This is a genomic window from Tardiphaga sp. OK246, from assembly GCF_900188215.1.
Taxonomy (GTDB): Bacteria; Pseudomonadota; Alphaproteobacteria; order Rhizobiales; family Xanthobacteraceae; genus Tardiphaga; species Tardiphaga robiniae.
On record NZ_FZOX01000005.1, the window covers coordinates 508,357 to 525,820 of the forward strand.

Consider the following 17,464-nt stretch of genomic DNA (forward strand, 5'->3'; position numbering starts at 1 on the left):
GAGGGGACGACAGCGCCAAGTCTATCGTGTGGTGATCAACGCGGCATCCAACACAAACAAAAAGGGCCGGATCATTGATCCGGCCCTTTCGTATTTCAGCGCGATGCCAGCAGCTTACGCCGCCTTCATCAGGCCTTCCTTTTCCAGCGCGGCCTGCACTTGCGGGCGGGCAGCGACGCGGTCCTTGTAGGTCATCAGGTTCTTGAATTCGGAGAGATCGATGCTCATCCGGTCGGCCCATTTCAGCATGACAAACAGATAGCCGTCAGCGACGCTGAAATCCTTGCCCAGCAGGTAGTCCTTACCTGCGAGCTGGCCATCGAGATATTTGAATTTGCCCATCAGGCGGGTCTTGAAGAAGCCCTTTACCTCGTCATCGAACACCGGCTGGAACAGCGGGCTGAAGTTCTTGTGCAGCTCACCATTGATGAAGCCAAGATATTCCTGCAGCTGACGGCGCTCATCGCTACCATGGGCCGGCGCCAGATTTTTGGCAGCAGCCTGGTCGGCGATGTACTGCACGATGACCGGACCTTCGGTCACGAGCGCACCGCTGTCGAGGCCGAGGGCCGGCACTTGGCCCTTGGGGTTGATGGCGAGATAGTCGTCGCCATTTTCCAGCTTCTTGGCTTTGAGGTCGACCTTCACGAGATCGTAAGGCAGGCCAGCTTCGAGAAGTGCGATATGAGGCGAGAGCGAACAGGCGCCTGGCGAATAATACAGCTTCATCGAAAATTCCTCCCTGAGGACATTGGTTTAACCACGCGGGTGACTAAATGCATATGCATGAAAGAGTCAAGATTGATGCAGCTGCATCAAGTGGGCTAGGGTGCCGCCACCATTTGGACTGAGCCATGAAACGTAAACCTTCCACCGAGGCGACAGCCGCCTGGATCCGCCTGATGCGAATCCAGAGCCGGGTGCTGGACGGCGTCGAGCAGGACCTCAAGCGCGCCGGTTTTCCGCCGCTCGCATGGTACGACGCGTTGGCCGAGTTGTCGCGCTCGCCGACCGGCGAGATGCGCCCGGTCGAGCTCGAAAAGCAGATGCTGATACCGCAATATTCGACATCGCGGCTGATCGATCGTCTGGTCGACGAAGGCCTGGCTGCACGCCGCGAATGCAAGATGGACAAGCGCGGCCTGTTCGTCGAGATCACGGCTGCCGGGCGCGAGTTGCACAAGAAGATGGGCTGCGCCTATTCAACGGCGATCGAGAAACATGTCGGCTCGAAACTGTCCGACGCAGATGCAGCAAAACTGTGCGGCCTGCTCGACCGGCTCGGCTGCGCGTGCCAAGAAGCGGCATCGACAGTGACATCGCCGGCCGCCAGAGACGCCGCGCCGGCGCGATGAACCTTAAATTTTTGCCTGCGTTCGCGACCCGCACGGGCCGCGGGCGTTCCCGACACCGCGCGCAACAGATTGCAGCGCCTTTCATTCGGAATTTCCATGGCGCGTGACCAAATCGATATGACGCCGCTGCAGTCGCGCGACGAACTCGTGGCGTGGCTGGCGGCGGGCGTGAAGCCGCCATCGGAATTCCGCATCGGGACCGAACACGAGAAGACGCCGTTCACGCTCGCTGGTCACAATCCCGTGCCTTACGAAGGCCCGCGCGGCATCGGCGCGGTGCTCGACGGCATGAAGCATCTGCTCGGCTGGGAGCCGATCATGGAAGCCGGCAATATCATCGGCCTCTATGACGTCACCGGCGGCGGCGCAATCTCGCTTGAGCCCGGCGGCCAGTTTGAATTGTCGGGCGCGCCGGTGGAGACAGTCCACCAGACGCAGTCCGAATTGATGGCGCATCTGGCGCAGGTGCGCGAAGTGGCGACGCCGCTCGGCATCGGCTTTCTGGGTCTCGGTCTTACGCCCTCCTGGTCACGCGCGCAGATTCCGGTGATGCCCAAGGGGCGCTACAAGATCATGACCAACTACATGCCCAAAGTGGGCCAGTACGGTCTGGACATGATGTACCGGACCTGCACGGTGCAGACCAATCTCGACTTCTCCTCGGAAGCGGACATGGTCAAGAAGCTGCGCGTTTCCGTGGCGCTGCAGCCGATCGCGACCGCCTTGTTCGCCAATTCGCCATTCACCGAAGGCAAGCCGAACGGCTTCCTGTCGTTCCGGTCCGAAGTCTGGCGCGACACCGACAATGCCCGCTCCGGCATGATCCCGTGGGCGTTCGAAGACGGCATGGGCTTCGAGCGCTGGGTCGATTACGCGCTGGATGTTCCGATGTATTTCGTCAAGCGCGGCGATACCTATATCGATGTGTCCGGCTCGTCGTTCCGCGACTTCTTCGCGGGCAAGAACGAAAAGATACCCGGCGAGCGTCCCACTCTCTCGGACTGGGCCAATCATCTCTCGACGATTTTCCCGGAAGTTCGCCTGAAGCGTTATCTCGAAATGCGCGGCGCCGATGGAGTGCCGTCGGATCGTTTGCCGGCACTGTCGGCGTTCTGGGTCGGATTGCTTTATGATGACAGCGCCCTCAATGCGGCCTGGGATATCGTCAAGAACTGGACTGCGGCGGAGCGACAGGCGTTGCGCGACGATGTGCCGAAGTTGGGCTTCAAGGCGAAGATCAAGGATCGGTATCTGTTCGAAATCGCCAAGGAGTGTCTGTTGCTCGCCCATGGCGGCCTGCGCCGGCGCGGCAAGCTCGACGCGCACGGCCGCGATGAGTCCCGCCATCTGGAGGCACTCGATCGGATTCTGGATTCCGGAAAGACTCCGGCCGAGCAGATGCTCGACAGGTTCCATGGCGCCTGGGGTGGCTCGGTGGCGCCCGCCTATAAGGAATACTGCTTCTAGATCAGCGGCTTGGCGAAGCTGAAAATCCGTTCATCGGCGGTACAGGTGATCGGCGTTCCAATGGCGTCCTTCTTACGCCGTTTGCAAACCGCTGAAAGTCATCCCGCATGCCGAGGAACCTGTTCAGAGCGTGTCTGACAGCCCTCGCCATGCTGTTGCTCGCAGCCGTTACGCCAGCCCAGGCGCAAACCAATTTCGATCGTCCCGGCGGTGACTATTCGCGCTCGGTCTCGCTGTCCGGCGATCCCGCGGAATGCGCGCTGATCTGCGAGCGCGACAAGAAGTGTCGTGCCTGGAGCTTCAACTATCCGAGCGATAATTCCGAAAACGCGGTGTGCTGGCTGAAAGACAAGGTGCCGCCGCGGGTCGAGAGCTATTGCTGCGTCTCCGGCGTGCGTGGCGCCGGCGTCATCGAGCCGCGCACCGGTCCGGTGGAAACCTCGACAGATCGTTTTGGCGGCGACTATCGTTCGTTCGAGATCAAGAACGACGACAAGGCCGAACACGGCGATGCCTGCCGCGATGCCTGCCAGGGCGACAATAAATGCCGCGCCTGGACCTTTGCGCGGCCCGGTTATGCCGGCAAGAATGCGCGCTGCTTCCTGAAGAACGACATCAAGCCGCCGCGGCGAAAACCGGGTTTCATCTCGGGCGTTGTGAGGTAGCATTCCGGCAATAAAGGGAGTTGAGCCATGACGCGTCTCCTGCCCGCACTGACATACGCTGGATTGCTGATTGCTGGTACGACGGTCGCCGCTGTCGCCCATCACGGTTGGGGCAGTTACGACGCCGCCAATCCGGTCACCGTGAACGGTCCTGTCGAAAACAGCAAATTCGAGAACCCGCATGCGACCATCGTGATCAAGGGGTCCGACAAGGCCTGGACCGTCACTCTTGCGCCGACCTCCCGCATGACGGCGCGCGGGGCATCCGCCGATATCGTGGCTGTCGGCAAGACGGTCTCGGCCTTCGGCTATCCATCCACCGTCGAGAAAGACGAGATGCGCGCCGAACGCATCACCGTGGACGGCAAAACCTACGAATTGCGATAGCGCCAGGCCCATGACCGAGGGGGCGCCCGCGATCTTCATGGCGATGGAAGCGTCCGCAATTGGCGCTGCGATCCGGCAATCGCGCTGGCTCTATATGTCCGCCAATGTCGGCCACATCGTTGCGCTGATGTTCTTCGCCGGTGCCATTGCGGTGATGGATGTCCGGCTCGCGGGCGGGTTGGCTGCAACGGCGCCCGGTCCGCTGCTGCGCAGGGCGCGCCGTTTTGCCATTGCCGGATTTCTCGGCCTCGTGCTCACCGGCGGCATTCTGTTTACCGCCGAAGCGAGTCATGTCGTGCTGAACCGCGTGTTTCAGATCAAGGCGGCTCTGATCGCGCTGGGCTTACTCAATGTCGTCTGGGTTGAGGCGATCATCGTGCCGAGGATCGCAGCGTTGCCGCCGCTGTCACCGATGCCTGCGGGTGCGCGGCAAGGCGCGCTAGCATCAATCGCCATCTGGTTCGCGGTCGCCATATGCGGCCGCGCGATTGCCTATTTCTGACGGGAAGAGCCTTCGGTCTCGAACGCCTTGCGCGCGGCCTTCGAGGCCAGCGCCAGCCACTGTCGTCGCAACAGCGGTTCGACCAGAGCGCGCTTCGCCTTGGAGAGGCGGATCAGCACCATCGGATAATCGCGATAGTGATCGGTGAAATAGAAGATATTCGGTTCGTTCTCGACGAGCATGTCGCGCTCGTCCCGCGGAACGCCGGGCATCACCAGCGAGTCGCCGTCTTCCTTTAGTCGGACCAGCAGTTTCTTGCGCACCTTGAGAGCCAGTGTACCGTAGGAAGTGCCATCGTCTACTTCGGGCCAAGCGCGCGCGAGTGTGCGGATATCTTCGAACGTCATCGCGGTCCCGCCTCGCCGGTCATGTCGAGATGCCAAACTTCCGGAGGTTGAAGCTTGAGTTCGGGCCACGCCGTTTGCGTCAGACAACCGGCGACGATCCAGGCGTCCGGGAGAACGACTTCGTTCAGCCGGCGGAATAGTGCGTCATGGACTGGATTACGCAGCACAGCGGAAATGAAATCTGCTGTGCGCATGCTGTTGTCGCGGTGCTCAATGCACCCCGGTAAAGAACCGCGCCATGCGGAAGCCCGATAGCCAGTTGGTGACCGGCTGGCTGCGCATGCCGAGATCCCATGAGCCGACAATGGCATCGACGCGGCCGACGAGGTTATCCATCGGCAGCAGGCCGACACCACCTTGCGACACCGGTACGCGGCTGTCGGCGGAGTTGTCGCGGTTGTCGCCCATCACGAACAGGTGGTCAGGGGGAATGACGACTTCCGGCGTGTTGTCGAGGCGGCCGTTGTCACGCAGCTTGAAGATCGGATGCGACACGCCGCCGGGCAGGGTTTCGACATAACGATGCGCTGGTTCGGAGCCGCCGCTATCGTCTTCCGCGGCACCGATGCCGTCGGCCTTCACCGACGTCGCGACGCCATTAAGCCAGACCTGACCGCCGCGCAGTTCGACGCGGTCGCCGGGCAGGCCGATCACACGCTTGACCCAGACCTGGGAGCGATCGCCGGGCCAGCGAAACACCACGACATCGCCGCGCTTCGGCGTGGTCGCGAAGACGCGGCCGGTCTCGGGAAGGGAGACATGGATCGGCAGCGAGGCTGTTGAGTAGCCGTAGGGAAACTTGGTCGCCAGCAATGCATCGCCGATCAGAAGCGTCGGCTCCATGGAGGCCGACGGCACATAGAACGGTTCGGCGAGGGCGCCCTTGGCCACGAAGACGATGCCGACAATCGCGACGATCTGTGCCAGCTGGCCGGACCAGCGCTTTGCAGTCGATGCGACGGTTGTGGTTTCCGTATCCGTGGTCACTGGCCCGTTCCTCCGATGGTCACCTTGTCCATGCGCAAAGTCGGCTGACCGACGCCGACCGGCACGCCCTGGCCGTGCTTGCCGCAAGTCCCGATGCCGTCATCGAGGGCGAGATCGTTGCCGATCATACTGATGCGGTGCAGGTCGGTCGGACCGTTGCCGATCATCATCGCGCCTTTCAGCGGCGCTCCGATCTTGCCGTTCTCGATCTTGTAGGCCTCGGTGCACTGAAACACGTATTTGCCGGAGGTTATGTCGACCTGGCCGCCGCCGAAGTTCACCGCATAGATGCCGTTCTTCACCGAAGCCAGAATCTCCGCGGGATCGCGCTGGCCGGCCAGCATGTAGGTGTTGGTCATGCGCGGCATCGGCACATGGGCATAGCCCTGACGGCGTCCGTTGCCGGTTGGCTTCATGCCCATCAGCCGCGCGTTCTGGCGGTCCTGCATGTAACCGACCAGGATGCCGTCCTCGATCAGCGTTGTGCGATTGGTGGGCGTGCCTTCGTCGTCGATGGACAGCGAGCCGCGGCGTGACGAGATGGTGCCGTCATCGACGACAGTCACACCCTTGGCGGCAACCTGCTGACCCATCAGACCGGCGAAAGCCGAGGTCTGCTTGCGGTTGAAATCGCCTTCGAGTCCGTGGCCGACGGCTTCATGCAGCATCACGCCGGGCCAGCCGGGGCCGAGCACCACATCCATTTCGCCGGCAGGGGCCGGGATCGATTCGAGATTCACCAGCGCCTCGCGCAGCGCGCCGTCGGCTGCCGTGCGCCACGACCCGCTCTCGATGAAGCGCGCATAGCCCTCGCGGCCGCCATAGCCCTTCGAGCCGCTTTCCTGCCGATCGCCCTGACCGGCCACGACGGAAATGTTCACGCGCACCAGCGGACGGATGTCGCGATAGCTCTCGCCGTCCGGGCGCAGGATTTCGACCACCTGCCAGGTGGCGCCGAGGGAGACCGAGACCTGGCGGACGCGCGGGTCCTTGTCGCGCACATAGGCGTCGATTTCGGCCAGCAGCTTGACCTTGGCCTCGAAGCCCGGCGCGTCCAGCGGATTGTCGTCACTATAGAGCCGCACATTGGTGTGCGAAGGCGCTGCGGCAAAGGTGCCCGCATAGCCGCCACGGACCGCATTGACCGCATCAGCCGCACGGATCAGCGCCGGGATCGAGACGTCGGAAGAATGCGCATAGCCGACGGCGTCGTCCTTGACGGCGCGGAGGCCAAAACCCTGCGCAGTGTCGTAGGTCGCCTGCTTCAGCCGGCCGTTGTCGAAGCCAAGCGCCTCGGACTGGCTGTATTCAAGAAACAGCTCGCCATCGTCAGCTCCCTGAAGCCCCCGCATGAGCTCGCGGCGAACCTCGTCGCGGTCCAGATTGGCGCGGTCGATCAGGGAGGTGGTGGCTGGGCTGGTCATGCAGGCTCCAATGTCAGCGGCGCGGCCCCGGCGCCAGGCGCGGGGCCACGATTTCAATTTGTAGCGACAACCCGGGGATGGGTCGCCTTACAATGGCGTAACCTGCGGCGAAACAGGCGATTGAAACCAAGATAGGTGCTGTTTTGACAAAAAGGGAGGCCTGCACATCGCCGGGGCGAGATCCTCTGGGGGCAACCGTGCCAGCGATGATGGGGCTACCTTGGAGCTATTACAAACTGCGCTCCGATGCGCCTCAGGCTGCGGTGCGGTAGACCTCCGAGCACCATCCTGTGTGAACGGTATTCCTTGCAGGACCAATCTCTTCTGGCAATTATCGCTTTTCATGGCCTCACGAACCAAATCCGCATTCCTGCAAGTCCATTCCATCATCGGCCTGGCGATCTCGCTGATCCTCGGCCTGATCGGGCTGACCGGCGCCATGCTGAGCTTCGAGGACGAAATCGTCGCTGCGCTGAATCGCGATGTGACGAAGGTGGATCCGCGGCCCGCACCTGTGCTCGGACCTGATGAGCTGGTGGCGCGGGTTCAGGCGGTGCCGGGGGCGGGCAAGGTTGGTCTCATCGTCTTTTCGAGCGAGCCAGGCACGGCGGTGCGGATGCGCTTTGCCCGCAGCGAGACTGGGGAGCGCTCGTCGGTCTATGTCGATCCCTATGATGGCCGCGTCATCTCGGCGATGCAGGGGGAGGGCTTTTTCGCGACGCTGCGCAACCTGCATCGCTTTCTGCTGCTGCCCGGTAACGGCAATGGCTATGGCCGTCTGATCACCGGCGTCGCCGTGCTTGGCCTGTTCGTGTTGCTGATCTCCGGGATGGTGCTGCGCTGGCCGCGCCGTGTCCGCAGCATCAAGGCCTGGATGAAGCCGAATCTGGCGATGCCCGGCCGTCCGTTTCACAGGTCGCTGCATAGCGTCGTCGGCACCTGGTTGCTGCCGGTCTATCTGGTGACCATTCTCACCGGCCTTTGGTGGTCGTTCGACTGGTACAAGGCCAGCGCGACCTGGCTGCTGTCGAGCAAGCCCGCTGCGAGTGCGCCGGCAATGCGCGCAGCAAAGGGGGGCGCCAAAGCACCTGCCGCTGATGCGCCTGCGACTCCGTCACTCGACAAGGTCTGGTCGACGTTTCTGGCTGATCAGGGCAGCCGCTATGCGATGGCGATCATGCAGGTGCCGAACGAACCGGGCAGTGTCGTGCGTATCCGCTCGGTGGCAAAGGATGCGTCATTCGATGAAGCGCGCGACGATTTCCGCATCGATGGCGTGACCGGCCGCATGGTGTCGGCAGAGCTCTACAACGACAAGACATTCGGTGAGCGCATTCTGGCCGCGGTGCTGCACATCCACACCGGTGCATTCCTGGGGCTGCCCGGCCGCATCGTGTTCTTGCTGGCCGCGGCCCTGATGCCGCTGTTCACCGTGACCGGCTTCATCCTGTATTTCTCGCGCCGCCGCCTGCGCGCGGCATCGAAGCCCGGGCGCCGTCATGCGGTCAACCTGGTGCCCGGCGAGTAAGCAGCTCCGTTCCCGGATCAAGGATGAGTCAGGGGCGCTGCGCTCTCGTCGGAGCCGGATGAGGTCGCGGATCGGGCCTGCATCGCAGAGAAATGCGCCTGCGACCATCGGAACAGTTCGTCAAAGACCGGCCTGAGCGCTCTCGCCGATTCCGTGATTTCATATTCCACCCTCGGAGGTATCTCGGCGAAGACCGTGCGCTTGACGAGTCCGTTGGACTCGAGATCGCGTAGTTGTGTCGTCAGCATGTGTTGCGTCACATTCGGAATCGCTCGCTGCAATTCTCCGAACCGGTGTTTGTTCTGGACCAGTTGCCAGAGGATTTCACATTTCCATTTGCCGGTAATCATCCCCAGCGCCCGATGAAAATCTTCGACTTCCCGGCCCTGCTGACATTCGGGGAGCGCGATATCGTCTGTTTTTCTATTAGTCATGTTTTTCATACTATCTCAGAAAAAGCATTCTACTTGTCTTTTTCATCTTACTGCCGAAATTTGTGCTTCGAAAGCGCGCCGTGGATCTGAAGCAGACTTTGCCGTCAGCCGCGCCGCCGAAACCGTTTTGACCATCTTCGGAGCTGCCCATGTCATCGTCTTCCGTCACCTCGCCAGCGCCGCGGCGCTGGACCTCCATCAGTCTCTGGGCCGTCAGGGGCTTGCTCGCTCTTGCGTTCGCCGCTGCGGGGACTGCCAAGCTTTACGGCGTGCCGATGCTCGTCGAGGAGTTCGAACATATCGGTCTTGGGCAATGGTTCCGCTATCTGACCGGCACGCTCGAAATCCTCGGAGCGGTCCTGATCATCATTCCCTCAACGGTCGCGTTTGGCGCGATCCTCCTCTGCTGCATCATGATCGGTGCGATTTTTACGCATGTGTTTGTCATTGGCGGTTCGCCGATTCCAGCGATCGTGCTGCTCGCATTGAGCGGTATCGTGGCTTACGCCAAGCGCAGCATGATCCTCAGGTAGCGAGCGCTCACGCTCTCATCCGGCCATCCACGGATTGCCGTTGAAAAAAGCCGAACCTTTCAGTGTGTTCGAGTGCAAGCGATGATTTCAATGCGGAGTTATAGCGGCAAGGCTTTGGCCACGGTGGCGTTCGGTCTGGCGTTTGCGGCACCGTTATTCGTCACTCTGGCTTTGACGGACGCAGGGTCCGCCATTTCAAAGCCGTGGGCGCCGGAGACGAAGCCTGCGGCGGCCAAGGCACATCGTCTCGTACTGCAGATCAACACTGACGACCCGACCGTCATGAGAGCCCTGATTTCGACGTCGCTAAACCTGCCGAAATACTATCGGGAGACGAAGCAGGACTTCTCGATCGAAATCGTCGCTTACAACGCCGGCATTCATATGTTTCGAGTGGATACGTCGCCGGTCAAGGAACTGCTGAAGGTCGTCCAGGCTCTCACCCCTGACATTCGCTTCGTGGTCTGCGAAGCGACCAAGCTCGGCATGGAGCGCAGCGAGGGCCATCCGATTTCGTTTATCGACAATGTCCAGATGGTTCCGAGCGGGCCTGGACGGATCATCGAGCTACAGGAAGCGGGTTGGTCCTATATCCGATCCTGAGCGGCACGCTTCGCTACCCTATTTGATGCCCATCGGAGGCTGGACCGTGACAACACCGCACCGCGGACGGGCTATTGCTCGCTCGCCAATCTCGCGACGTACGCTGCTCAAACGGGCACTGGCCACGACGGTCGCATTGGCCGCGGGGCGCACCAACGCGGATGCGCGGCCTGATGGGCCGCCGCCCTTTGGCACCACCCGGCATCAGTTCACTGTCATCCGGGGAGCGCGGCCGATCCCGTCTGTTGCGGTGCCTCGCCTAGTTGGCAAGCCGGTTGATCTGACCGCGTTTCCAGGAAAGGTCGTTCTGGTCAATTTCTGGGCGACATGGTGCCCGGCCTGCAAGACCGAGTTGCCGATTCTTGATCGGCTGCAGGATATCGAGACGCGCGCAAATCTGCAGGTGATCGCGATCGCCACCGATCGCGCGGACGTCGCTTCGTTCGTGCGCAACCTGAAGCTGAGACATCTCGATGTCGGTATCGGCCCTGGTGGACTGGTCGCGCGTGCCGGCGAGGTTGCTGCTCCGGATACTCCGTTCAGCCTTTACGCGATGCCTATCTCATATCTGATCGGGACGACGGGGCAGGTCGAGGGATATCTTGCAGGGGAGGCCGACTGGACATCTGAAGATGCCCGGCGATTGCTGGACTATTACAGAGGGCGTGGTTCCGGCTAATGCTGCCGGGTTCAAAGCCTATGGCAGCTTGTCGTAACCCTCGCCGATGCCGTTGAGGCTGAGCGGGAAGCCGATGCCTTCTTCGGGCGTTTCGAAGATGATGAAGGTGGCAGTCTTGGCGGTGCGGAGCTGGGCGAGCAGCTTGTCGTCCATCACGACTTCGGCAACGCAGCCATTGGGCAGGCAGCGCACGAAGCCGGCGCGGCCGACGTCCTGATTGTCGAGCTTGAGGCCGAGGCCGGACGGCAGCAGCACACCGAGCGGCGCCACCACGCGCATCAGCTTGCTCTTCTGGTCGGCGGTCTTCAGCACGATCACCGTCAGGCCGGCATTGGAGCGGTCTTCCGCCACCACGCTCTGGATCAGGGCACATTGTTCGGCCTGGGCACCGGGCGGGGTGTCGCAGCGGATCTGCCAGTCGCCATGAACCGACCGCACCGCACCCTGGGCGTTGGCGGTAGTCGGGACGGCGGCGATCGCCGCCAGGGCGAGACAACCGAGCGCCAGCCGGCGCCAGCCTGCGATCCCGTGGGCCGGGCGGTTCAGGGTCGATTTATGCTGCAACTTCGAGTGCCCCATCCGGGTCGATTCCTTAGGCGGTGACGTGGTGGTCGCGTAGTCCAGGGCAGCACGCTTGACGCTGTCTGTCCGGAGGATTTTTCCAGACCACGGAATGATACGGCAATGACGGCGCCTTGAAGGCATCCACGGAGCCACGAAAACGCTCGCAGGCGCGAATCAGCATCCTGCCGATCGCCTGATCTGTGCCTACATCGGACAATTCCGCTGTCAAGCGCCGTTCGGCTGCCGCACGCCTGTTTATGCCTGATTTCATGCAGCAATTGCGACCTTCGTTCAATACCGCCGAATGCATTACGGGATGCGCCACTCCTGCATTGCGACAGACCGCGAATTATGGTTTGAGAGGCTAGATTTCGACGCATTCTAACAACTGCCTCCAGGCCAATCACTTGGGCGTTTTGGCAAATTGGCAGGGTGCGGATCGGGCGGCATAATTCGGCGACAGGCCGAAATGCGACAGTAAATTATGGGAGCGCGAGCGGCATGAGGATGTCGAGGGGCCAGATTGGCCGCCGGTTGCTGGGGTTAGCAGTTGTTGGGGCCGGGCTTGCTTTTGGCGGTGCTGCATTCGCAGAGGTGATGGGGCAGCCCGCGCCGTGGGAATTCAAGCTGCAGGAAGCTGCCACGCCGGTGATGGAGAACATCACCTGGTTTCATAATTTTCTGCTCTGGCTGATCACCGCCATCACACTGTTCGTGCTTGTACTTCTCGTCATCGTGGTGATGAAGTTCAACTCGAAGGCCAACCCGGTCGCATCCAAGACCACGCACAATACGCTGATCGAAGTGGCGTGGACCATCATCCCGGTTCTGATCCTGGTCGCAGTGGCGGTGCCGTCGTTCCGTCTGCTGTTCCTGGAACTCGATATTCCGAAAGCCGACCTGACCATCAAGGCAACCGGCAAGCAGTGGTTCTGGACCTACAGCTATCCCGACAACGGCCCGTTCGAATTCGACTCGCTGATGGCTACCGACAAGCAGCCGCGCCTGCTCGCCGTTGATAACGAAGTCGTCGTTCCCGTGAACAAGGTCGTGCGCGTGCAGACGACCGCCGCGGACGTCATCCATTCCTTCGCGATCCCGTCCTTCGGCATCAAGATCGACGCCGTTCCGGGCCGTCTGAACGAGACCTGGTTCAAGGCCACCAAGACCGGCATGTTCTACGGTCAGTGCTCGGAACTGTGCGGCAAGGATCACGCGTTCATGCCGATCGCGATCCGCGTCGTCAGCGATCAGGAATTCACCGCATGGGTCGAGACCGCGAAGAAGAAGTTCGCGTCCAATCCGGCGAATTCCTACGCTTCGGCCGGAACTGCTGTGGCGCAGTAAGCGGGTGGCGGAGCCGCGAGGCTCCGCACGCACTGTAAGAAATTAGGGCGAGGGGACCGCAAGGTCCAAAGACTGCCAGAAGAAGACAAAGCAGGATTTGAAAATGGCAACGACCGCGGCAACACCGGCTCACGACGATCACGCCCACGATGATCATGCGCATGCGCATCCGACGGGGTGGCGGCGCTACGTCTATTCGACGAACCATAAGGACATCGGCACGATGTACCTTATCTTCGCGATCGTGGCGGGCGTCATCGGCGGCATCATGTCGATCCTGATCCGCATCGAGTTGATGTATCCGGGCGTCCAGATTTTCCACGAGAGCCACACCTACAACGTCTTCGTCACCTCGCACGGTCTGATCATGATCTTCTTCATGGTGATGCCCGCGATGATCGGCGGTTTCGGCAACTGGATGGTGCCGCTGATGATCGGCGCGCCGGACATGGCCTTCCCGCGCATGAACAACGTGTCGTTCTGGCTGCTGCCGGCTGCCTTCGCGCTGCTCATCATCTCGACCTTCGTGGAGGGCGAGCCCGGCGCGAACGGCGTCGGTGCCGGCTGGACCATGTATGCGCCGCTCTCGACATCGGGCCATCCCGGGCCTGCCGTCGACTTCGCGATTCTGGCGCTGCATATCGCCGGTGCGTCGTCGATCCTCGGTGCTATTAACTTCATCACCACCATCTTCAACATGCGTGCGCCGGGCATGACCCTGCACAAGATGCCGCTGTTCGTGTGGTCGATCCTGGTCACCGTGTTCCTGCTGCTGCTGTCGCTGCCGGTTCTGGCGGGCGCCATCACCATGCTGCTGACGGACCGTAACTTCGGCACCACCTTCTTCGCCGCAGACGGCGGCGGCGATCCGATCCTGTTCCAGCATCTGTTCTGGTTCTTCGGTCACCCCGAAGTGTACATTCTGATTCTGCCTGGCTTCGGCATGATCTCGCAGATCATCTCGACCTTCTCGAAGAAGCCGGTGTTCGGCTATCTCGGCATGGCCTATGCGATGGTCGCCATCGGCGGCATCGGCTTCGTCGTCTGGGCGCACCACATGTACACCGTCGGCATGTCGTCTGCGACGCAGGCCTACTTCGTTGCCGCCACGATGGTCATCGCGGTGCCGACCGGCGTGAAGATCTTCTCCTGGATCGCCACGATGTGGGGCGGTTCCATCGAGTTCAAGGCGCCGATGCTGTGGGCCGTGGGCTTCATCTTCCTGTTCACCCTCGGCGGCGTCACCGGCGTCGTGCTGGCCAATGCCGGCGTCGATCGCGTGCTGCAGGACACCTACTATGTGGTCGCGCACTTCCACTACGTGTTGTCGCTGGGCGCCGTGTTCGCCATCTTCGCCGGCTGGTATTACTGGTTCCCGAAGATGTTCGGCTACATGTATTCGGAGACCATCGCCAAGGCGCATTTCTGGGTCACCTTCATTGGCGTGAATCTGGTGTTCTTCCCGCAGCACTTCCTGGGTCTGTCGGGGATGCCGCGCCGCTATGTCGATTATCCGGATGCCTTCGCCGGCTGGAACCTGGTCTCGTCGATCGGCTCCTACATCTCCGGCTTTGCCGTACTGATCTTCATCTACGGCGTGATCGAAGCCTTCGTCCGCAAGGAACAGGCTGCGAACAATCCGTGGGGTTCGGGTGCGACCACGCTGGAATGGACCCTGAGCTCGCCACCGCCCTTCCATCAGTTCGAAGTGCTGCCGCGCGTTCAGTAAGTGGTTTTCGTGCGGCGCTCCTGGGTGCCGCACCGAGTTAATGCCTCCGCCGAACTCGCAAGAGTTTCGGCGGAGTGCTCGTAACAAAAGTGAGATTGATCTTGTCCGTCCTCGACCACCACACCATCGACCTGTCTGCCCCCCGCATCTCCGAAGCGGGTGTTGCCGACTACATCGCGCTGCTCAAGCCGCGGGTGATGTCGCTGGTCGTGTTCACGGCGATGGTCGGTTATTTCCTGGCGCCGGGCGATCATCACCCGGTGCTGGCGATCACCTCGATCCTCTGTATCGCCGTCGGCGGCGGCGCCTCCGGCGCGCTGAACATGTGGTACGAGGCCGATATCGACGCGCTGATGTCGCGCACCGCCAACCGCCCGATCCCGCGCGGTCGCATCACCCGGCCGGAAGCACTGACCTTCGGTCTGGTGCTGGCCTTCTTCTCGGTGATGACGCTCGGCATCCTCGTCAACTGGCTCGCCGGCGCGCTGCTCGCTTTCACCATCTTCTTCTATGTCGTGATCTACACCATCGCTCTGAAGCGCTGGACCGCGCAGAACATCGTCATCGGCGGTGCAGCCGGCGCGCTGCCGCCGGTCGTCGCCTGGGCTGCGGCGTCAGGAACGCTCTCGATGGAACCGGTCCTGCTGTTCTTGATCATCTTCTTCTGGACCCCGCCGCATTTCTGGGCGCTGGCCCTGTTCCGCAACGACGATTACACCCGCGCCGGCGTGCCCATGCTGCCGGTGGTCGCCGGTCCCGACGCGACCCGGCTGCAGATCCTGCTCTACACCGTCGTGCTGGTCGCGACTGCCGTCGCACCTTGGCCGCTCGGTTATTTCTCGGCCGTCTACGGCACGGCTTCGCTGATCCTCGGCGCCGGCATGATGTATCTCGCCGTCGAGGTCTATCGTCTGCGCGAAGGCACGCCTGCCAATCGCGCGACTCGCAAGCTGTTTGCTTTCTCGATCGTCTATCTGTTCGCGCTGTTTGCCATTCTGTTGCTCGAGGTGGTCGTGAAGGCCATCCTCCCGCTGGTCTGGTAGAGGGGCGCATGATCCGATGGACAACGAGCACAAGCCTGAACAGCCGGACGGCATCGTCCTCACCGAGGCCCAGAAGAAGAGCCGGCGCGAACGCTCCCTGGCCATCGCCTGGGCGCTCGGCATCCTCGTCGTGCTGTTCTTTGCCGTCACCATGGTCAAAGGGCCGGCCGTTCTCATCCGGCCCATGTAATGACAAAAGCTGAGTGACATGACCGATCAGCCGCAGAACATCAAAGCCTCCAAGCCGCGCCTCGGTCGCGATGCGACGGTGGCTGCGGCTTGCGGTCTGCTGGTGGCCTTCATGGTCGGCGCGTCCTACGCCGCCGTGCCACTGTATAACTGGTTCTGCCGCGCCACCGGCTTCAACGGCACCACGATGGTGGCGAGTTCGGCACCCGCGACGGGCCCGATCGCACGCAAGATCGCCGTGCGCTTTGATGCCAATGTGTCGGGCGGCCTGCCATGGAAATTCGTCCCGGAGCAGAGCGAGATCGAGGTCAAGATCGGCGAGGTCGTGACCGTGTTCTACACCGTGACCAATCAGTCGGCCCGCACCACCTCTGCACAGGCTGCCTATAACGTGGCGCCGCTGACGGTCGGCGCCTATTTCCAGAAGATCAACTGCTTCTGCTTCACCGACCAGACCCTGGCGCCCGGTGAGAAGCGCGAAATGCCCGTCGTATTCTATGTCGATCCTGCGCTGGCCGCGGATAGCGAGAATGACGGGCTGAAGTCGATCACACTGTCCTACACGTTCTACCCCCTGCGCGATCTGGCGCCGAAGCCGCTGGCGGCGACGGAGACTGACAAGCGCAAGGGTAACCTCTAAGAGAAAGCTCTGAGAGAAATCCTGGAGCGTTCCGCGTTATATAATTGAGAGAACTCGCACCGGCTTCAACCGGCGCAGCTGACGGAGAGAACCGCAATGGCTACGGCGCAAGCAAAGCACCACGACTATCACCTCGTCGATCCCTCGCCGTGGCCGGCGGTAGGCTCGCTGTTCGCCTTCATCATGGCGGTCGGCGCGGTCAGCTGGATGCATCACATGTATGCCGCGGCGCCCATCGTGTTTGGCGTCGGCACCATCGGCGTGCTCTACGTGTTCGCAAGCTGGTGGACCGACGTGGTCCGCGAAGCACAGTATAAGGGCGACCACACCCGCGTGGTGCAGATCAGCCACCGTTACGGCATGATCCTGTTCATCGCTTCGGAAGTGATGTTCTTCGTCGCCTGGTTCTGGGCCTACTTTAATTCGTCGCTGTTCCCCGGCGATCCCGTCCATGCCACCCGCGAAGCACTGTTCGGTGGCGTCTGGCCGCCGAAGGGCATTCAGACTTTCGATCCCTGGCACCTGCCGCTGCTCAACACGCTGATCCTGCTGACCTCGGGCACCACGGTGACCTGGGCACATCACGCCCTGCTGGAAGGCGACCGCAAGGCCGTCAAGTATGCGCTGATCCTCACCGTGCTGCTCGGCGCAGCCTTCTCCTGCGTGCAAGCGTTCGAATACGCCCACGCCGCTTTCGGCTTCAAGGGCAACATCTACGGCGCGACCTTCTTCATGGCGACCGGCTTCCATGGTTTCCACGTGCTGGTCGGCACCATCTTCCTCTTGGTCTGTCTGTTCCGCGTCTATGCCGGTCACTTCACGCCGAAGCAGCACCTCGGCTTCGAATTCGCCGCCTGGTACTGGCACTTCGTGGACGTGGTCTGGCTGTTCCTGTTCGTCACGATCTATGTCTGGGGCTATGGCGGCCCTATCGTCGGCGCAGCCGCGCACTGACCGTATTCGGGTGCTACAAGAGGGCGGCCGCAGGGCCGCCCTCTTTCGTTTTCTTTCTTCCCCTCTCCCCTTGCGGGAGAGGGTGCC

22 protein-coding genes are annotated in these 17,464 nt (G+C 61.8%); 15 read left to right on the top strand and 7 right to left on the bottom strand.

From position 1 onward, the window contains the following. Window positions 1-114: 114 nt before the first annotated feature. A complete protein-coding gene (gene gstA, locus CHC01_RS23765; RefSeq protein WP_089266814.1) occupies window positions 115-729 on the bottom strand; it encodes a glutathione transferase GstA in 615 nt (204 codons plus the stop codon). A 125-nt stretch (window positions 730-854) separates the two neighbouring features. Between gstA and CHC01_RS23770 the strand changes: the two genes are divergently transcribed. The 5 genes from CHC01_RS23770 to CHC01_RS23790 all read left to right on the top strand — a co-directional run bounded on the left by CHC01_RS23770 (window position 855) and on the right by CHC01_RS23790 (window position 4,376). Beyond that, window positions 855-1,355, top strand: coding sequence for a MarR family winged helix-turn-helix transcriptional regulator (locus tag CHC01_RS23770; RefSeq protein WP_068732586.1), 501 nt, complete (start codon window positions 855-857; stop codon window positions 1,353-1,355). Window positions 1,356-1,451: 96 nt separating this feature from the next. After that, complete coding sequence (locus CHC01_RS23775) at window positions 1,452-2,822, top strand: glutamate--cysteine ligase (RefSeq protein WP_089266815.1); 1,371 nt, start codon at window positions 1,452-1,454, stop codon at window positions 2,820-2,822. A gap of 149 nt (window positions 2,823-2,971) precedes the next feature. Further along, window positions 2,972-3,487, top strand: a complete 516-nt coding sequence (locus tag CHC01_RS23780) for a PAN domain-containing protein (protein WP_089266816.1) — start codon at window positions 2,972-2,974, stop codon at window positions 3,485-3,487. A gap of 27 nt (window positions 3,488-3,514) precedes the next feature. Continuing rightward, entirely contained in the window at window positions 3,515-3,874 is a 360-nt protein-coding gene (locus CHC01_RS23785; protein ID WP_089266817.1) for a DUF6152 family protein, read from the top strand. Window positions 3,875-3,884: 10 nt separating this feature from the next. After that, entirely contained in the window at window positions 3,885-4,376 is a 492-nt protein-coding gene (locus tag CHC01_RS23790) for a hypothetical protein (RefSeq protein WP_089266818.1), read from the top strand. Here the strand turns inward: CHC01_RS23790 and CHC01_RS23795 are convergent. The 4 genes from CHC01_RS23795 to tldD are packed head-to-tail and all read right to left on the bottom strand — an operon-like array spanning window position 4,367 to window position 7,134. Then, window positions 4,367-4,723: an MmcQ/YjbR family DNA-binding protein gene (locus tag CHC01_RS23795; RefSeq protein WP_089266819.1), complete on the bottom strand. Its 357-nt coding sequence runs from the start codon at window positions 4,721-4,723 to the stop codon at window positions 4,367-4,369. The two genes, CHC01_RS23790 and CHC01_RS23795, sit on opposite strands and share 10 nt — an antisense overlap. Beyond that, entirely contained in the window at window positions 4,720-4,917 is a 198-nt protein-coding gene (locus tag CHC01_RS23800) for a nucleotidyltransferase family protein (RefSeq protein ID WP_089266820.1), read from the bottom strand. The genes CHC01_RS23795 and CHC01_RS23800 overlap by 4 nt, the downstream gene beginning before the upstream one ends. A gap of 16 nt (window positions 4,918-4,933) precedes the next feature. Next, window positions 4,934-5,710: a signal peptidase I gene (lepB, locus tag CHC01_RS23805; protein ID WP_089266821.1), complete on the bottom strand. Its 777-nt coding sequence runs from the start codon at window positions 5,708-5,710 to the stop codon at window positions 4,934-4,936. Beyond that, entirely contained in the window at window positions 5,707-7,134 is a 1,428-nt protein-coding gene (gene tldD, locus CHC01_RS23810; RefSeq protein ID WP_089266822.1) for a metalloprotease TldD, read from the bottom strand. Before tldD ends, lepB begins: the two co-directional genes overlap by 4 nt. A 343-nt stretch (window positions 7,135-7,477) precedes the next feature. On the opposite strand from tldD, the gene CHC01_RS23815 reads away from it, so the two are divergent. Next, on the top strand, window positions 7,478-8,662 hold the full coding sequence (locus tag CHC01_RS23815; RefSeq protein WP_089266823.1) for a PepSY-associated TM helix domain-containing protein: 1,185 nt from the start codon (window positions 7,478-7,480) through the stop codon (window positions 8,660-8,662). A gap of 17 nt (window positions 8,663-8,679) precedes the next feature. On the opposite strand, the gene CHC01_RS23820 is transcribed toward CHC01_RS23815, so the two are convergent. After that, window positions 8,680-9,012: a winged helix-turn-helix transcriptional regulator gene (locus tag CHC01_RS23820; RefSeq protein WP_478116329.1), complete on the bottom strand. Its 333-nt coding sequence runs from the start codon at window positions 9,010-9,012 to the stop codon at window positions 8,680-8,682. A gap of 233 nt (window positions 9,013-9,245) precedes the next feature. On the opposite strand from CHC01_RS23820, the gene CHC01_RS23825 reads away from it, so the two are divergent. The 3 genes from CHC01_RS23825 to CHC01_RS23835 all read left to right on the top strand — a co-directional run bounded on the left by CHC01_RS23825 (window position 9,246) and on the right by CHC01_RS23835 (window position 10,911). Beyond that, window positions 9,246-9,629 carry a DoxX family protein gene (locus CHC01_RS23825; RefSeq protein ID WP_089266824.1) on the top strand — a complete coding sequence of 128 codons (384 nt, stop codon included), beginning with the start codon at window positions 9,246-9,248 and terminating at the stop codon, window positions 9,627-9,629. A gap of 90 nt (window positions 9,630-9,719) precedes the next feature. Further along, window positions 9,720-10,232: a DsrE family protein gene (locus tag CHC01_RS23830; RefSeq protein ID WP_089266825.1), complete on the top strand. Its 513-nt coding sequence runs from the start codon at window positions 9,720-9,722 to the stop codon at window positions 10,230-10,232. A 46-nt stretch (window positions 10,233-10,278) separates the two neighbouring features. After that, window positions 10,279-10,911: a TlpA family protein disulfide reductase gene (locus CHC01_RS23835; RefSeq protein ID WP_244558496.1), complete on the top strand. Its 633-nt coding sequence runs from the start codon at window positions 10,279-10,281 to the stop codon at window positions 10,909-10,911. Window positions 10,912-10,929: 18 nt separating this feature from the next. Here CHC01_RS23835 and CHC01_RS23840 read toward each other — a convergent pair whose 3' ends face one another. Further along, window positions 10,930-11,490 carry an invasion associated locus B family protein gene (locus CHC01_RS23840; RefSeq protein ID WP_089266827.1) on the bottom strand — a complete coding sequence of 187 codons (561 nt, stop codon included), beginning with the start codon at window positions 11,488-11,490 and terminating at the stop codon, window positions 10,930-10,932. 486 nt (window positions 11,491-11,976) lie between these two features. On the opposite strand from CHC01_RS23840, the gene coxB reads away from it, so the two are divergent. From coxB to CHC01_RS23870, 6 genes are all read left to right on the top strand, one after another. Then, window positions 11,977-12,822 carry a cytochrome c oxidase subunit II gene (coxB, locus tag CHC01_RS23845; protein WP_089266828.1) on the top strand — a complete coding sequence of 282 codons (846 nt, stop codon included), beginning with the start codon at window positions 11,977-11,979 and terminating at the stop codon, window positions 12,820-12,822. 103 nt (window positions 12,823-12,925) lie between these two features. Then, window positions 12,926-14,551, top strand: coding sequence for a cytochrome c oxidase subunit I (ctaD, locus tag CHC01_RS23850; RefSeq protein WP_089266829.1), 1,626 nt, complete (start codon window positions 12,926-12,928; stop codon window positions 14,549-14,551). 101 nt (window positions 14,552-14,652) lie between these two features. Beyond that, window positions 14,653-15,594, top strand: a complete 942-nt coding sequence (locus CHC01_RS23855; protein WP_089266931.1) for a heme o synthase — start codon at window positions 14,653-14,655, stop codon at window positions 15,592-15,594. A 16-nt stretch (window positions 15,595-15,610) separates the two neighbouring features. Next, window positions 15,611-15,784 carry a cytochrome c oxidase system small membrane protein gene (locus CHC01_RS23860; protein ID WP_089266830.1) on the top strand — a complete coding sequence of 58 codons (174 nt, stop codon included), beginning with the start codon at window positions 15,611-15,613 and terminating at the stop codon, window positions 15,782-15,784. 18 nt (window positions 15,785-15,802) lie between these two features. Then, window positions 15,803-16,423: a cytochrome c oxidase assembly protein gene (locus tag CHC01_RS23865; RefSeq protein ID WP_089266831.1), complete on the top strand. Its 621-nt coding sequence runs from the start codon at window positions 15,803-15,805 to the stop codon at window positions 16,421-16,423. 96 nt (window positions 16,424-16,519) lie between these two features. Next, window positions 16,520-17,377: a cytochrome c oxidase subunit 3 gene (locus tag CHC01_RS23870; RefSeq protein WP_089266832.1), complete on the top strand. Its 858-nt coding sequence runs from the start codon at window positions 16,520-16,522 to the stop codon at window positions 17,375-17,377. Window positions 17,378-17,464: the final 87 nt, after the last annotated feature.

What these genes read in the sequence shown, in the direction of transcription:
- gstA (WP_089266814.1), bottom strand. Translation starts at nt 729, where the DNA reads ATGAAGCTGTATTATTCGCCAGGCGCCTGTTCGCTCTCGCCTCATATC.
- CHC01_RS23770 (WP_068732586.1), top strand. Translation starts at nt 855, where the DNA reads ATGAAACGTAAACCTTCCACCGAGGCGACAGCCGCCTGGATCCGCCTG.
- CHC01_RS23775 (WP_089266815.1), top strand. Translation starts at nt 1,452, where the DNA reads ATGGCGCGTGACCAAATCGATATGACGCCGCTGCAGTCGCGCGACGAA.
- CHC01_RS23780 (WP_089266816.1), top strand. Translation starts at nt 2,972, where the DNA reads ATGCTGTTGCTCGCAGCCGTTACGCCAGCCCAGGCGCAAACCAATTTC.
- CHC01_RS23785 (WP_089266817.1), top strand. Translation starts at nt 3,515, where the DNA reads ATGACGCGTCTCCTGCCCGCACTGACATACGCTGGATTGCTGATTGCT.
- CHC01_RS23790 (WP_089266818.1), top strand. Translation starts at nt 3,885, where the DNA reads ATGACCGAGGGGGCGCCCGCGATCTTCATGGCGATGGAAGCGTCCGCA.
- CHC01_RS23795 (WP_089266819.1), bottom strand. Translation starts at nt 4,723, where the DNA reads ATGACGTTCGAAGATATCCGCACACTCGCGCGCGCTTGGCCCGAAGTA.
- CHC01_RS23800 (WP_089266820.1), bottom strand. Translation starts at nt 4,917, where the DNA reads ATGCGCACAGCAGATTTCATTTCCGCTGTGCTGCGTAATCCAGTCCAT.
- tldD (WP_089266822.1), bottom strand. Translation starts at nt 7,134, where the DNA reads ATGACCAGCCCAGCCACCACCTCCCTGATCGACCGCGCCAATCTGGAC.
- CHC01_RS23815 (WP_089266823.1), top strand. Translation starts at nt 7,478, where the DNA reads ATGGCCTCACGAACCAAATCCGCATTCCTGCAAGTCCATTCCATCATC.
- CHC01_RS23820 (WP_478116329.1), bottom strand. Translation starts at nt 9,012, where the DNA reads ATGATTACCGGCAAATGGAAATGTGAAATCCTCTGGCAACTGGTCCAG.
- CHC01_RS23825 (WP_089266824.1), top strand. Translation starts at nt 9,246, where the DNA reads ATGTCATCGTCTTCCGTCACCTCGCCAGCGCCGCGGCGCTGGACCTCC.
- CHC01_RS23830 (WP_089266825.1), top strand. Translation starts at nt 9,720, where the DNA reads ATGCGGAGTTATAGCGGCAAGGCTTTGGCCACGGTGGCGTTCGGTCTG.
- CHC01_RS23840 (WP_089266827.1), bottom strand. Translation starts at nt 11,490, where the DNA reads ATGGGGCACTCGAAGTTGCAGCATAAATCGACCCTGAACCGCCCGGCC.
- coxB (WP_089266828.1), top strand. Translation starts at nt 11,977, where the DNA reads ATGAGGATGTCGAGGGGCCAGATTGGCCGCCGGTTGCTGGGGTTAGCA.
- ctaD (WP_089266829.1), top strand. Translation starts at nt 12,926, where the DNA reads ATGGCAACGACCGCGGCAACACCGGCTCACGACGATCACGCCCACGAT.
- CHC01_RS23860 (WP_089266830.1), top strand. Translation starts at nt 15,611, where the DNA reads ATGGACAACGAGCACAAGCCTGAACAGCCGGACGGCATCGTCCTCACC.
- CHC01_RS23865 (WP_089266831.1), top strand. Translation starts at nt 15,803, where the DNA reads ATGACCGATCAGCCGCAGAACATCAAAGCCTCCAAGCCGCGCCTCGGT.
- CHC01_RS23870 (WP_089266832.1), top strand. Translation starts at nt 16,520, where the DNA reads ATGGCTACGGCGCAAGCAAAGCACCACGACTATCACCTCGTCGATCCC.